This is a genomic window from Lacinutrix himadriensis (genome assembly GCF_001418105.1).
Taxonomy (GTDB): Bacteria; Bacteroidota; Bacteroidia; order Flavobacteriales; family Flavobacteriaceae; genus Oceanihabitans; species Oceanihabitans himadriense.
Genome location: NZ_LIQI01000027.1, coordinates 43,503 through 57,257 on the forward strand (window position 1 = coordinate 43,503; position 13,755 = coordinate 57,257).

General features: G+C 32.3%; 11 protein-coding genes and 1 pseudogene. 5 read left to right on the plus strand and 7 right to left on the minus strand.

Going from position 1 to position 13,755, the window contains the following annotated elements; translation table 11 throughout:
• Window positions 1–52: 52 nt before the first annotated feature.
• Together AMD28_RS13375 and AMD28_RS13380 are read left to right on the plus strand one after the other, a co-directional pair.
• On the plus strand, window positions 53–586 hold the full coding sequence (locus AMD28_RS13375) for a hypothetical protein (RefSeq protein ID WP_055444655.1): 534 nt from the start codon (window positions 53–55) through the stop codon (window positions 584–586).
• A 92-nt stretch (window positions 587–678) separates the two neighbouring features.
• The gene (locus AMD28_RS13380; RefSeq protein ID WP_241492512.1) at window positions 679–2,664 is read left to right on the plus strand and encodes a hypothetical protein; all 1,986 of its coding nucleotides are present in this window, start codon (window positions 679–681) and stop codon (window positions 2,662–2,664) included.
• 203 nt (window positions 2,665–2,867) lie between these two features.
• Here AMD28_RS13380 and AMD28_RS13385 read toward each other — a convergent pair whose 3' ends face one another.
• Window positions 2,868–4,343, minus strand: a complete 1,476-nt coding sequence (locus AMD28_RS13385) for a helix-turn-helix domain-containing protein (protein WP_083478319.1) — start codon at window positions 4,341–4,343, stop codon at window positions 2,868–2,870.
• Window positions 4,344–4,470: 127 nt separating this feature from the next.
• On the opposite strand from AMD28_RS13385, the gene aceB reads away from it, so the two are divergent.
• Entirely contained in the window at window positions 4,471–6,069 is a 1,599-nt protein-coding gene (gene aceB, locus AMD28_RS13390) for a malate synthase A (RefSeq protein ID WP_055444657.1), read from the plus strand.
• A gap of 253 nt (window positions 6,070–6,322) precedes the next feature.
• Window positions 6,323–7,954, plus strand: coding sequence for an isocitrate lyase (locus AMD28_RS13395; RefSeq protein ID WP_055444658.1), 1,632 nt, complete (start codon window positions 6,323–6,325; stop codon window positions 7,952–7,954).
• 171 nt (window positions 7,955–8,125) lie between these two features.
• Here AMD28_RS13395 and AMD28_RS19100 read toward each other — a convergent pair whose 3' ends face one another.
• From AMD28_RS19100 to AMD28_RS13410, 3 genes are all read right to left on the minus strand, one after another.
• Window positions 8,126–9,076 (minus strand): GNAT family N-acetyltransferase, encoded by a 951-nt coding sequence (locus AMD28_RS19100; RefSeq protein ID WP_083478320.1) that lies wholly within the window; start codon window positions 9,074–9,076, stop codon window positions 8,126–8,128.
• A gap of 70 nt (window positions 9,077–9,146) precedes the next feature.
• Window positions 9,147–9,437 (minus strand): hypothetical protein, encoded by a 291-nt coding sequence (locus AMD28_RS13405; protein ID WP_055444659.1) that lies wholly within the window; start codon window positions 9,435–9,437, stop codon window positions 9,147–9,149.
• Window positions 9,437–10,459, minus strand: coding sequence for a formimidoylglutamase (locus AMD28_RS13410; RefSeq protein ID WP_055444660.1), 1,023 nt, complete (start codon window positions 10,457–10,459; stop codon window positions 9,437–9,439). The genes AMD28_RS13405 and AMD28_RS13410 overlap by 1 nt, the downstream gene beginning before the upstream one ends.
• 132 nt (window positions 10,460–10,591) lie before the next feature.
• Here AMD28_RS13410 and AMD28_RS13415 point away from each other — a divergent pair, with 132 nt between their 5' ends.
• Window positions 10,592–11,476 (plus strand): hypothetical protein, encoded by an 885-nt coding sequence (locus AMD28_RS13415; protein WP_055444661.1) that lies wholly within the window; start codon window positions 10,592–10,594, stop codon window positions 11,474–11,476.
• A 53-nt stretch (window positions 11,477–11,529) separates the two neighbouring features.
• Here the strand turns inward: AMD28_RS13415 and AMD28_RS13420 are convergent, their stop codons facing one another.
• The 3 genes and pseudogenes from AMD28_RS13420 to AMD28_RS13430 form a co-directional block, all read right to left on the minus strand.
• Window positions 11,530–12,099: a hypothetical protein gene (locus AMD28_RS13420; RefSeq protein ID WP_152975613.1), complete on the minus strand. Its 570-nt coding sequence runs from the start codon at window positions 12,097–12,099 to the stop codon at window positions 11,530–11,532.
• Window positions 12,083–13,317 (minus strand): annotated as a pseudogene (gene hutI, locus AMD28_RS13425) (imidazolonepropionase). The gene AMD28_RS13420 and the pseudogene hutI overlap by 17 nt, the downstream one beginning before the upstream one ends.
• Before the next feature lie 84 nt (window positions 13,318–13,401).
• Window positions 13,402–13,746, minus strand: coding sequence for a T9SS type A sorting domain-containing protein (locus AMD28_RS13430; protein WP_055444662.1), 345 nt, complete (start codon window positions 13,744–13,746; stop codon window positions 13,402–13,404).
• Window positions 13,747–13,755 lie beyond the last annotated feature (9 nt).

Here is a 13,755-nt window from a genome sequence, read left to right on the forward strand (position 1 = left end):
AATTTAGTAGAAGAAACTTTTAACTTTTCACTCTTAACTTTTAACTTAGATTATGACACTAGAACTAATCATATTTATCGCATCCATTTTATTCGGAATTCTTTTGTATTGGAGAGAATCACAAGGAAATGGCGTATATCGCTTTTTTAATAAACTATTTAATGCTAAAGAGTTACAAATGCCTGCTACAAGTAAAAAAGGCTTTGTGTATCAGCAATCTTTATTGTTACGCATCGTGTTTATTACTTCTTTGTTTTTAGTAGGAATTGTTATCGCACGATTTTTAATTCCTATAGATATTGCAACTATTTCTTTATTTGCTTCTATGATTGTTGGAACCTTGGTAGGAACATACATCGCTAATTTTGTGTTTAAATCTGGCGAAGTGATAGACGAAAAAAGCGAATCTATTGAAGATGTTTTTCATGAAACTATTGAAAAAGGAAAAGATTTTATGGAAGACTTAAAAGAGAAAGGAGAGAAATCTTTTCATAAAACCGAAGATAAGATAGAAGAGATTAAGGAAGATGTAAAGGCGGAAACGAAAAGTGCAAGAGATCGTTTGAAGGATAAAGGATTGATGTAGCAAATTCCTGCGAAAGCAGGAATCTCATAAAAGAAAAATAAAACAAAAAAATAAGATTTCCATTTTCACGGGAATAAAAAAATAAATTTTCAATGATTAAAAACTACTGGAAAAAAGGAGGGAAGCAAAAAAGAATAGTAATTATAGGGTTACTAGTTTTAATCATCACACTATTTGTATTGCGTGACGATTATCAACCAGCTTTACTATTTGTTAGAAAGTACATTTTTGTAATTCTTTTAAGTGCTATCGTGCTCTTTTTTGGTTTACGAAGATTTAGAAATACGGCATCCGGAGGAAGTAGAATTGGTGTTTTGGTAATGATGATGCTGTTCTTTGGAACCCTTTATATTGCAGGTTGGCATTTTAAAATGTACGATTACATGAAAACATACAATGTTTTTAATAATCTCAATAAAATTGAAATCAACGAATTGCCTTTAACGCAAAACGAACGTATTCAGCCTTTACGAAATATTTATTCTATGGCTAACGAAAGCGTTGGTGAAACTAAAGATGTTTCTTTGCCACATTTAGTTAGAGTGGATGGCTTGAATAAATGGACTATGGCAATCCAACCTACAGAGAAATACGTTTGGCAAGGAATGAGTGATAATACCGAAGAAGTTTTTGCGGTATCTAGTACCACACCTTTTCCTCGTTTTTCTAGCGAAAACAGAATTTCGGTAACTTTTTCTATTGGCGAATCTTTAAAGTTTAGTAGAAATACATACAATGCAGTAGTGCAACGTTTTAATCCTTGGATGCTTTTTAATTACGAACCAAGCGATACGTTTTATATGAAAAATGATTCCGGGAAATGGGTCGAAGTAGTAAGTTTAATCAAGTGGAAAGGTTTCTTATTTCCATATCCAACATTTGGAGGTGTTATGGTTGTAGATAGTGGAGAACACGATTTTAACGATTATCTAGAACGTGTTACTATTGGTAAAGGAACTTTTATTTCACCTGTAGAAATGCAAAACCATCCATATTTAACGAAGCAGAATACCTTATCGGAAAAAGTTTCTCGTTTACAAGCAGAATCTTTAAAGTTTCTTGGCGGATTTAGTGATCCATTACCATGGAATATGAAAACAGCGGTGAAGATTCCGAATTTACCAAACGATCAAAATCAGCAACCATTTGTAACCGATTTCGATTTTTCAGATACCAAAGTAAGTGCGTATAGTGGTTTATATCATTGGTTCGGTTTAGAGCCGGTTGGTGATGAACGCACCAGTTTAACCTATAGTGTATTTGTTCCTGCAGATGGTACAGATGCTTTGTATTATTATGATCATGCTTCAAAAAAGCAAGGGTATGCTGGAGTTTCGGCAATGCCTTTAAAAGTAATAGAGTCTAGAAAAGAATATGATTGGTCGGTAAACAAACCCGTAGAATTTAGACCGTATATTAAAGATATCGCTGGTAGAAAACGTATGTTTTTCTTAGGAACTGTTTCTGCTATTAGAGATGAAAGTGCTCAATTTGATGGCTCTGCAACTCCGGATTTGGCCTTAATTGATAGCGAATACAGAGATGTCGTTTGGATTGATGCTAAACACCCGAGTCAATGGGAGAAAACAGTGTACGACCAATTAAACGAAGCTTGGAGATCTAGTGAAGGTATTGGTTACTATTTTGTAGACGAAACAAAAACCATAGAAACTGCCCAGAAGATTTTAGATTCTATTAAATCTATTCCTGCTGTAGATAAAGAGTCGTTGCAAATTGAAAAATTACAACGTCAGATTGATTCTATTAAGGCTTTAGAAGTTGAAAAAAGTATAATTAAAAGTGTCGATATAAGTGTTGAAAATGTAAAAATAAAAAAGGACAATGAGTTTGCTTGGGCTGTAGTGGGAATGATTAGAAACTTGACGTCTTCAAAGTTAAAAGGATATATAAAAATAAAATTTATTAATGATAAAGGAGATATTGTATATAATGCGATGACTAAAGTTAATGATGGTGATTTTATTAATTCAAATCAAGCTTCAAATTTTGAATATTATACGGAACCTGAAAATTTTAAGGGTGTTACAGATTTTTCGATTGACTTTATAAAAGAGTAGGTATTCTTTTGTTTAAATTAACTCCTCTTTCTTCTGATTTTCTTTACGGAAAATCAAAATTCATTCTCCTCTTAAAATAAGAGGAGAGCTCAAATAATTAAATACGTGTTATTAGAACTGGCTCCTCCTTTTAGTTAAAAGGAGGTGGATTTCTGGATAAAGAAATTCGGAGGATTTGTAATTCACAGTGAAACAAATTCTTCCTAACTAAACCGCTCATTTAATTCTGCAACCACATTTTCAATTTTAGTATTTTTTTCTATGCGATCTAAAAATATAGCTGGCGCTTTTCTAACTTCACAATTTTGAATGGCACATCGCTCACAAGTAACACCAACATCTTGGGTTATTATCTTTTTGTTTTCCGCAAACTGAAGCTTTTTAAGAAGTTGTTTATTTATTAGTAATCCAATACTAATACTTCGGTAATGGTTTTCTCTAAACGGATCTTTAGTCGCAGAGGAAAGCACTAAATACTTCATGTTATCACTTGGATAATTCGATATTTGCATATCAAATACATGTTCTTTATTGTTGACGCTAATTTCTTTTAATACATGTAAAGAAACCCAACGTCGGCAATAACTCTCGTTGGTTTCATTGGCGCGAGGAGAATGTTGATGCGATAAATGCAATTCTTTTTTAAGATGATATTTATCCGTTCCTGCTTTATGCGTAAATCGTAAAAAGAATAAATTCTGAATATTAAATTCCTTAGGTAAAATATTCGTTAAACGTTGGTAAAAAGATTCTGGCGAAGCATTAAAACTTTGCATTGTTTTCTCAAAAAGCGAAGTGTCAAAAGTCTTTTTATTAAAAAGGAGTTTTAGTTTTTCTGTGATTAATGCTTTAGGTAAAATCAATGCTCCTGCAAAATACGAAGCATAAAAATTATTTAACACCTGATCAAAATTCTCAAATTTTATCCATGAGAACGTGTATAATCTATCTTCTAATTTTAAATAATTATAAGCTAATTCTTTCGCGTAAATAAAAGTACGTTGTGCATCATCAATTTCACTTGCTAACAGTAAGTTTTTGTTTTTTGGGACAAAAACAGAACGCAAATTATCTAAGCTTTTATGTTTGTCTAATTCGTTATTATGAATGGTATAACCGTATTCTTCCACTAAAATATCTTCCAGGTCTTTGGAAGTAATCGGTTGGGTTAAATCGACTTGATATGCTTTAGCGAAAGCAATAACACTTTCCTCTAAATCATTAAAATAATTATTGTTTGCTTCTTGATACGAACGAAGCGAGGCTAAGTAAAAACTTTCTTTACTAAAGTTATAATGCTGTGCAATTTCAATAATGGTACTAATAAAAGCATTCACTTTTGCAGGAGCATTCGCTACAATCTCTATTAAGGTACTTTCTTTGATTCCGAAGACTTCTAACGGAATTTCTTTTAAAATCTTCGATTGAAGAATCTCACCAATAGGAGCGAGGTTCTTATCCAGTTTTAAAGATACCATTTGATCGTAAGGGATATCTAATTTTTCCGAAAGTGTTGCAATTTTATCCGGTTTCGGATATTTTTTTCCTTTTTCAATTTCGTTTAAATACGATTTTGAGAGTCCAGAAAGTTTCGATAAACCAAAAAGCGATAAATCCTTGTCTGTGCGTATTTGCTTGAGTTTCAAGCCAAATATGAGCTTTATATATTCTTCTTCCATAATTATAAAATCAAAGATACAAAATATTGCGAACTTTATAAAAAAAGCGGAAATATAAAATTTAGCGAACGTTCGCTTGTTTTATTAAAAAGTTTGTTTTAATATTGTAGAGTAAAATCATAACAACATGGAAAACACACTTTTAAAACAAACGAAGATCCAATTCGCGAAATCCGTAAAAAATTACTATCCTGAAATTTTAACCGATAATGCGCTCGCTTTTATAACTGCTTTGCATGAAAAGTTTAATTCGAAAAGAGTAGAGTTATTAAGTAGAAGAGAACAAGAACAAGCCGTTTTTGATACTGGAAAGTTTCCAGAGTTTCCTAGAGAGACTAAAAATATTAGAGAAGGCGAATGGACTGCAGGAAGAATTCCTTTAGACATGCAAGACAGACGTGTTGAAATTACGGGTCCTGTGGACAGAAAAATGATTATTAATGCCTTAAACTCCGGTGCCAAAACGTTTATGGCCGATTTAGAAGATAGTAATGCGCCAACTTGGTCGAATACTATTGAAGGACAACAAAACTTAATAGATGCCAATAATAAGACGATTTCTTTATATGATGCTAGAAAAGATAAGTCGTACCAATTAAATAGTAAAACAGCGGTTTTATTAGTAAGACCAAGAGGTTTACATTTAAACGAAAGACATATTCTTATTAATAATGAAGAGGCTTCAGGAAGTTTAGTAGACTTTGGTTTATATGTTTTTCATAATGCAAAAACCATGATGGAAAACGGAACGGCTCCTTATTTCTACCTTCCAAAATTAGAACATTACTTAGAAGCACGTTGGTGGAATGAGGTATTTACTTTTGCACAAGAATATTTAGATGTACCACAAGGAACCTTTAAAGCAACGGTTTTAGTAGAAACGATTACTGCAAGTTTTCAGCTGGACGAAATTATTTATGAATTGAAAGAGCATATTGTAGGATTAAATTGTGGTCGTTGGGATTATATTTTTTCCTATATCAAGAAATTCAGAAACCATCCAAATTTTGTAGTTCCTAATCGCGATCAAGTAACGATGACTACGCCGTTTATGGATGCCTATTCGAAGTTAGTTATTCAACGTTGCCATAAAAGAGGAATTCTTGCTATTGGTGGAATGGCAGCGCAAATTCCGATTAAAAATAATGAAGAAGCAAATGCTGCGGCTTTAGAAAAAGTTAGAAAAGATAAAGAACGCGAAGTCAAAAACGGTCACGATGGCACTTGGGTTGCACATCCAGATTTGGTTGCCGTTGCTATGCAAGAATTTAACAAATACATGCCAACACCAAACCAATTAAATGTGCTTCGTGAAGATGTACATATTACCGCTGAAGATTTAGTCGAAATCCCTCAAGGTACCGTAACCGAAGCAGGAATTAGAAAAAATATTAACGTTGGTATTTTATATACCGAAGCTTGGCTACGAGGTCATGGCGCAGTAGCACTTTACAATTTAATGGAAGATGCAGCAACGGCCGAAATATCCAGAACACAAGTTTGGCAATGGCTTAAAAACGAAGTCCAACTAGAGGATGGCAGATTGTTTACAAGAACCTTATTTGATGCCATTTTTGATAGTGAAGTCGAAAAAATCATTACCATAATTGGTTCCGATAAGATAGAGGATACCAAGTTTGAATTAGCAATTCAGTTGTTTGAAAAATTAGTAACACAAGAAAAATTTGAAGAGTTTTTAACGCTTCCAGCATACCAATACATTTAACCCATAGCATACAATAGAAAATCTATTACAGCTTGGAGCTACTGCAAATACTATCGCTGCGCAGCGCCTTTTATTTTCACCATAACAATGCTATGCTAAAAATAAAAAACACTAGTATTTATTGTATCTCCAAACTTCACAACGAAGTTCTATCGCATACTAAGGGAAAAAAAAGTCTCGCAACTACTGCAATAGTTTGCGAGACAACAATATCAAAATCTAGAAAAAAATCTTAATACGTAAATACAAAATTATGAAAAATTTAGCAGAAAGTAATTATAGTTCAGCTTTAGAAACAGTAAGAAATCTTAAAGCAAAGTATGGAAATACTTGGAATGCAATAAATCCAGAAAGCGCAGCTAGAATGGTGACACAAAATCGTTTTAAAACAGGTTTAGACATCGCGAAATATACAGCAGCAATTATGCGAGAAGATATGGCTGCTTACGATGCCGATTCTTCGAATTATACACAGTCATTAGGTTGCTGGCACGGATTTGTGGCCCAACAAAAAATGATTGCCGTTAAAAAACATCATAAAACAACAAGCAAAAGATACTTATACCTTTCTGGTTGGATGGTTGCTGCATTACGTTCAGAATTCGGACCTTTACCAGATCAGTCTATGCATGAAAAAACAGCAGTACCAAGTCTTATAGCAGAAATCTATGATTTTCTACGTCAGGCAGATGCCATCGAATTAAATGATTTATTTAAACGATTAGAAAAAGGGGAAGATGTACAAGATCAAATCGATAATTTTGAAACACATATCGTTCCAATTATAGCAGATATTGATGCTGGTTTCGGAAACGAAGAAGCGACGTATTTATTAACTAAAAAAATGATTGAAGCAGGAGCTTGTGCGATTCAGATAGAAAATCAGGTGTCGGATGCAAAACAATGCGGACATCAAGATGGAAAGGTAACCGTGCCACATGAAGATTTTATAGCGAAATTAAATGCTATTCGTTATGCCTTTTTAGAATTAGGAATAGAGGATGGAATTATAGTAGCAAGAACAGATTCGGAAGGAGCAGGTTTAACACAAAAACTTCCAGTAAGTCAAGAGCCAGGAGATTTAGCGTCGCAGTATTTAGCTTTTGTAGAAGCAGAAGAAATTGCTATTGATGAAGCTAGAGAAGATGATGTATTACTTAAAAGAGATGGTAAATTAGTACGTCCGGTACGTTTACCAAACGGATTGTATAAATTTAAAGACGGATCAAACATCGATCGTGTGGTTTTAGATTGTATTACCAGTCTTCAGAATGGCGCAGATTTATTATGGATTGAAACACCAACACCAAATGTGAAACAAATTGCACATATGGTAAATAGAGTGAAAGAAGTGGTGCCAAATGCGAAATTGGTTTATAATAATTCACCATCTTTTAACTGGACATTAAATTTCCGTAAACAAGTATTTGAAGAAATGCTTGCAGAAGGAGAAAACATGACTGCTTATGACAGAAATAATTTAATGAATGCAGAATATGATCATACTGAATTGTGCTTCCGCGCAGACGAAAAAATCAAAACATTCCAAAAAGATGGCGCAAGAGAAGCTGGTATTTTTCACCACCTAATTACATTGCCAACGTACCATACCACAGCATTGCATATGAATGATTTAACCGAAGGTTATTTTGGGGAAGATGGTATGTTAGCTTATGTAAAAGGTGTACAAAGACAAGAAATTAGAAAAGGAGTTTCTTGTGTGAAGCACCAAAGAATGGCAGGTTCTGATCTTGGAGATGATCATAAAGCCTTTTTTGCAGGTGATAGAGCTTTAAAAGCAGGAGGAGAAAATAATACCTCTAACCAATTTGAAGTGAAAGAAACTAATAATGCTAAAAAAGAAAAACTAGGTGTTGTAGCATAAACTATAACACAAGAGATGAACAAATTTAATATTTAAGTTTAATGGATTAAAAGACGCTTCTAATTTTTGAAGCGTCTTTTTGATTTCAATTTCATATGTCGCGCAGTCGAAATACTTTTAAAGTAAGTTCTTTAATTTTTGGACAGCGCTCCAACAGACATCTTTTCTTGTTTATAAAGGATATTCCATTTTAATATCACTACGTTGGTATGGCGAATCTTTTTCTAATGGCTGTTCTATGAATCCGTATTTTCTATAAATGTAGATTGCATTTTCTAGTTTTCGGCTCGAGTAGAGTAGTAGTCTTTTAAATTCTTGTTCTCTTGCAAAATCTAAACAATGTTGCATGAGTTTTTGTCCGATTTTAAAACCTCTATGTGCAGGAGAAACTGCCATTTTTGTTAGCTCGAAAGTTCCTTTTTCTTCTATTGGCATTAATGCTACTGTGCCAACAATTTCATTTTCTAGTTTAGCAAAAAAGACATAACCACCTTTAGCTATAATATATGTATCAGGCTTACTAATCACCTCTTCATCATAAGGCTCAACAACAAAATATTTTTTTAACCATTCTATATTTAAGTTGTAAAAATCTTTAGCGTACATGTTATCATAAGCAATGATTTCTAATGTTGTTGGTGTATTCATTTTTATTTTATCTATTATTAATTGACTTAAAGACTGTGCATTTAGTTTGCTTTCTAATTTGTTTAAATGTTCTATTAATGAGGATGAAGAATCCATGGTGAATTCTTTAATTATAGAATCGATGCCATTCCAAATAGGTATAATTTGAATAAGAAAATTTTTTCCTTTTTTGGAAAGCTGAATATTTTTTTTTCTTTTATCTGTTTTTGAAGCTGTTACCGCTATTAATCCTTTTTTAGATAATTTGTTTAATGCTTGTGTAACGGCAGGTTGTGATATGTTTAAAGACTCCTTAATTTCTGTATTGGTAACTCCTTTTTTATTGGCTATTATTTTGAAAGTGGGAAACAAATACGGGTCAAAGTCTATGTTAAAGTGATTGTATACGAGTTGCGTTTCCTTCATCATAAACTCACTAATTCGTTTTAATCTGGAACCTATTGCTAATTCTCCGAAACCTTGTAATGCATCCATGAATATAAATAGTTATATAAGTACTTATATAAAATTAATGTTTCGTTTTTATTTTTCCTAATAAATAGTATTATTTAATAAATATTATAGCAAAGAATAGGAGTAATAAAGATATTGAAGATATAAAAAAGGTAAGGTTGAAGATCGATTTATCGGCTACTTTTTTTCGAATTAAATCGATAACCAACCAAATAGGAATAAGGAAACTGACAATAAAAACAGGAGTAGAAAGTATTTTAGAAAAATCACGAAACCAATCGGATTTGACTTGATTTATTTCCATAAACAATAGGGTTATTATAAATATAAAAATAGCGAATGAAAAACCTAATCGCAGGAATTCTAATTGAATTTTAGACATTATTTGGTGGTGTTTGCTCTAATAAAATCGGTGATTAAATAGCTTATTAATTTACCGACTTGTGTTTCGTTTTCTGGAGTGGCAACCGCTTCACAAATATGTAAGTACGTTGCGTTTTTATGTTTAGCGAAATAATCTACAAAGCTTCTAGCTTTAGTAACCGAGAATCCACTTGGTGTCATGGCGCTACTTGGTATGTTTTCAATGGCATCACAATCTATTTCAATACCAAAAGGTTTTGCAGAAACATGTTTTAAAGCGCGCTCCATTTCTTTTTTAAACTTTAGTTCTCTTCGAACAGCAATTGCTTCAAACGTATTAAAAGCAATCCGTTTTTGTTTTACAATATGGTTTAAAATATTTTGTGAATTATAGTTTTCATGTAATCCAAAAATAAAGTAATTATTTAAAAACCCTTCCGCGAAAGCGTAGCTAAAACCATTACCGCTATGCCTTCCTTCTTCATCTCTAAAATCGGTATGTGCATCAAAATTAACAGCATTTACAGAGGTGTTTAAAGCGAGCGAACTTCCTTTAATATTACCATAAGCGTTGTTATGTCCGCCACCAATAATAATTGGTATTTTACCAGCCTTAACAATGGTATGCACTAAATTAGACACCTGTTTGTCTATTTTTTGTATCATTTTTCGAGCTTTTTCTACATCTTTCTTTTTAGTTTGATCTAGCGTTTGTAGTTTTTCTTGTGCTTCATTAAAATCTAAATGTCCTAAAATAAGGACTTTATTAGCATGTGTAAATTGGTTGCTTTGTATATTTAACAAAATTTTAATTGCGGCATGAAAAGTAGTGGAAGTGCCTGGTTTTCCGTGATTTGCGAAAACTCCTACATCTTCAGGTAAACCAATTAAAACATAGCTAACATCTAAATTTATAAGTTGCTCGTATATATTGGAAACAGCGGATAATACTTTAATGTGTTCGCCAAATTTTGACTCTTTTGGTCTTTTGCTAAGCAAGCTTTTTAGTTTTGTGTCGTTAAATAAAACCAATTTGTCCATAAAATGAAATCTGTTTTTTTAAGTAATTAAAAGTACATTTTTTTTACACGAAACAAGAATTATAATATTAAATAATAAATATATTTGAAACAACAATTACGCTCTAAATTTTAACCTTAAAAACAAGTAATTATGACAGATAAAAAAAATAGCATAGGATTAAAAGTAGCTTTAGGTATTGCATTGGCTTTATTTTTAGGAACTGGATTTTATACTTCTCAATTATATCAAGAGAAAAAAGAAAACGAGGTACAGCTTACTAAAGAAAAGCAATTAGTAATGAATGATTTGAGTAATATGGCAAAACAATACGACATTGCTATTGGTGAGAATGATATTTCTAATGAAAAATTAGTGGAAGCTAAGGAACGTATTCAAGGATTAATGGATTCTTTAAAAGTATCGGAAGCTAATATTGGTAGCTTATGGAAATACAAACAAAAGTATTTATCGTTACAAAAAGAAATGGATGTTCTTTTAGTGGAGAACGATAGATTGAAAGTAGAAAACCAATTATTAGCAACCTCTTTAGATAGTACGAAAGTTAGATTAGAAGAACGTACGATGTTTACAGATTCTCTATTAGTACAAAATACTGCTTTAGCTGAAGTTGTTGAAACTGCTGCCGTTTTAAATACGGTTGGTTTAAAAGGATATGGTGTTATAGAACGTAGTTCTGGAAAATTAATTCCTACAGAAAGAGCAAGACGTGTAGATAAGATTAGAGTTTGTTATACGGTTGCTAAAAATAGATTAGTACAGGCTGGAGATCAAGAGTTTTATGTGCAAGTAATTGGTCCTAATAATAATATTTTAGGAGAAAATGCGCAAGTACAGTTTGATGATCAAAGCTTAAATTATAGTGTTATTAGTAAGTTTAATTATGAGAATAATTCTTTAGATGTTTGCGAATTTGTTTCTGCAAGAGAGGATAGCGATTTTGAAAAAGGGCGTTACGTAGTAAATGTTTTTAATAACAAAGAATTAATTTCAAGCAATGAGTTTTCTTTAAAATAAAAGTTAGTAATTAATCCATTTAAAAGTCTGAAGCTATCTAGTTTCGGGCTTTTTTATTTGCTTAATTGTGAAATACAAGTTTCTCTTATATTCCAGATTTCTGAAAAGGAATAGGGGATGTTATTATCTTTAATCCAGGTTTTAATATAGTTTTTATGAAAAGCTAGCTTGTAATCTCCTATTTGTTTCGGAAGGATTTCTTCTTCAAATAGAATAGCATTTTTAAAGGAGGTTTGACTTTCTTCTATTCTTGTAAAATCTAATATTTTATTCTGAAACTTTAAATACGTGTGTGCTTCCGGAATATACGCTAAATTATAGTTTGCTAAAATTTCACCAATTCCTATAGTATTGGCTTCCTTCATTTTATAAATGCATAAATAAAACAGCATATGATCTGCTTCATTTTCCATAGCAATTTCTTTTAAAAAGGCGTGTTTTGTAGAACAAGTCCCTTTGTTTTCTTGTAGAATAGAAGTGTAGTTAGCTCTGTCTGTATTTCTTCCGTAAGGTAGTTCTTTTACATAGTTACAAACCGAAACAAAATCTGTTAAACCCAATGCAATGCAGGATTTAGATACTGGTTTGATATTCTTTAAGTTAAAGTTATAGGATGGTTCCATTTATTATTACAGTATCTATATGGTTTTCACCAAAAGCGTACGGTAAAAAGTTATAGCTTGGTACCTGTTTTGTGATGATTAGATTTGCTTTCTTTCCTCTGGTAATACTTCCGTATTGATGTGAAATCCCCATAGCATAGGCACCATTTATGGTTGCTGCATTTATAGCTTCTTCTGGTGTCATTTTCATTTTTATACAAGCAGTGCTTACTACAAAATTCATGTTTCCGCTTGGTGTAGAGCCTGGATTATAGTCTGTAGCTAAAGCCAAAGGCAATCCGGCATCTATAATTTTTCTAGCAGGCGTATATGGGATGCTTAAAAAGTAGGAGCAAGAAGGTAGTGCAACAGCAATGGTATTACTACCTTTTAAGGCTTGAATGTCTTCGTCTTTTAATTCTTCTAAAGGTCTACTGAAAGTGCATTATGTTTTACCCCAAGCGCAATTCCGCCAAAAGCGTTAAATTGATTGACATGAATTTTAGGAGTTAGGCCATGTTTTTTTCCTGCTGTAAGTAATCGATCGGTATCTTCTAAACTAAAATAGCCTTTTTCGCAAAACACATCCATATAATGGGCAAGCTGTTCTTTTTCAATTTTAGGAAGCATCTCGTTTATTATTAAATCGAGGTAGCCTTTTTTATCTTCCTTGTATGTTTTTGGTAAAGCATGAGCACCTAAAAAAGTTGCTTTTACTTTTATAGGGAATTCTTTTTTAATGCGTTTTATAACACGAAGCATTTTTAATTCTGCTTCTACCGTTAATCCGTATCCAGATTTAATTTCTAATGCACCAGTACCAAGTTTCATGACTTTGTGTACTCGTTGGATAGATTGTTGGTATAAATCTTCTTCGCTTGTGTTTTGAAGTTTTTCGGCTGAATTTAAGATACCGCCACCACGATTTGCAATGTCTTCATAGCTCAATCCGTTAATTCTATCTACAAATTCTTGTTCTCTGTTTCCTGCATAAACAATGTGTGTATGCGAGTCACACCAAGTAGGTAGTACAGTCTTTCCTGTGGCATCTATTACTTGCTCCGCTTCTAAGGAGGTTAAATCTTGCATGCTACCATATTCTACAATAGTATCATCTTCTATGTATAGGTATGCGTTTTTAATGGTAGGAAGTATTTTCATTTCCTTTCCAGAAACCTTTAAAACGTTGGTATCTCTAACTTGTAGTAGTTCTTTAATATTGGTAATTAGTACGGACATAGATTTTTATTAAAGTATAAATTTAGGGAAATAAAAAAGCGTTGGCAATATGCCAACGCTTTAAATTTTATAAAATGTAAAAATTTATTGTTTTACAAACTTGTACGTAGTGTTGTAGTCGTTAAACTTAATAATGTAAACACCATTGGTAAGTTTAGAAACATCTAAAGATTGTCCAAGTTTTACAACGTTATTTATAACGCGTTTTCCTAAAACATTATAAACAGAAACGTTTAAATCTCCAGCAATATTGCCTTTAAAATGTAAACTGTTTGTTGTTGGGTTTGGGTACATTGTGATTTCTTGGATAGTGTTTTCTTCTACGTCAAGAGTAATTAATTTATTTTCAAACCAGTTTAAGTCATTTTGATAATAGCTAACAGTTGCAAAATCTAAATCTCCATCATTATCAAAATCATTAATGGTCATACCAAAAAT

Excerpts from the sequence above, each read along its gene's own strand:
- AMD28_RS13385 (WP_083478319.1), bottom strand. The coding sequence starts at position 4,343 with ATGGAAGAAGAATATATAAAGCTCATATTTGGCTTGAAACTCAAGCAA.
- AMD28_RS13430 (WP_055444662.1), bottom strand. The coding sequence starts at position 13,746 with ATGACCATTAATGATTTTGATAATGATGGAGATTTAGATTTTGCAACT.
- AMD28_RS13395 (WP_055444658.1), top strand. The coding sequence starts at position 6,323 with ATGAAAAATTTAGCAGAAAGTAATTATAGTTCAGCTTTAGAAACAGTA.
- aceB (WP_055444657.1), top strand. The coding sequence starts at position 4,471 with ATGGAAAACACACTTTTAAAACAAACGAAGATCCAATTCGCGAAATCC.
- AMD28_RS13420 (WP_152975613.1), bottom strand. The coding sequence starts at position 12,099 with ATGGAACCATCCTATAACTTTAACTTAAAGAATATCAAACCAGTATCT.
- AMD28_RS13415 (WP_055444661.1), top strand. The coding sequence starts at position 10,592 with ATGACAGATAAAAAAAATAGCATAGGATTAAAAGTAGCTTTAGGTATT.
- AMD28_RS19100 (WP_083478320.1), bottom strand. The coding sequence starts at position 9,076 with ATGGATGCATTACAAGGTTTCGGAGAATTAGCAATAGGTTCCAGATTA.
- AMD28_RS13405 (WP_055444659.1), bottom strand. The coding sequence starts at position 9,437 with ATGTCTAAAATTCAATTAGAATTCCTGCGATTAGGTTTTTCATTCGCT.
- AMD28_RS13380 (WP_241492512.1), top strand. The coding sequence starts at position 679 with ATGATTAAAAACTACTGGAAAAAAGGAGGGAAGCAAAAAAGAATAGTA.
- AMD28_RS13410 (WP_055444660.1), bottom strand. The coding sequence starts at position 10,459 with ATGGACAAATTGGTTTTATTTAACGACACAAAACTAAAAAGCTTGCTT.
- AMD28_RS13375 (WP_055444655.1), top strand. The coding sequence starts at position 53 with ATGACACTAGAACTAATCATATTTATCGCATCCATTTTATTCGGAATT.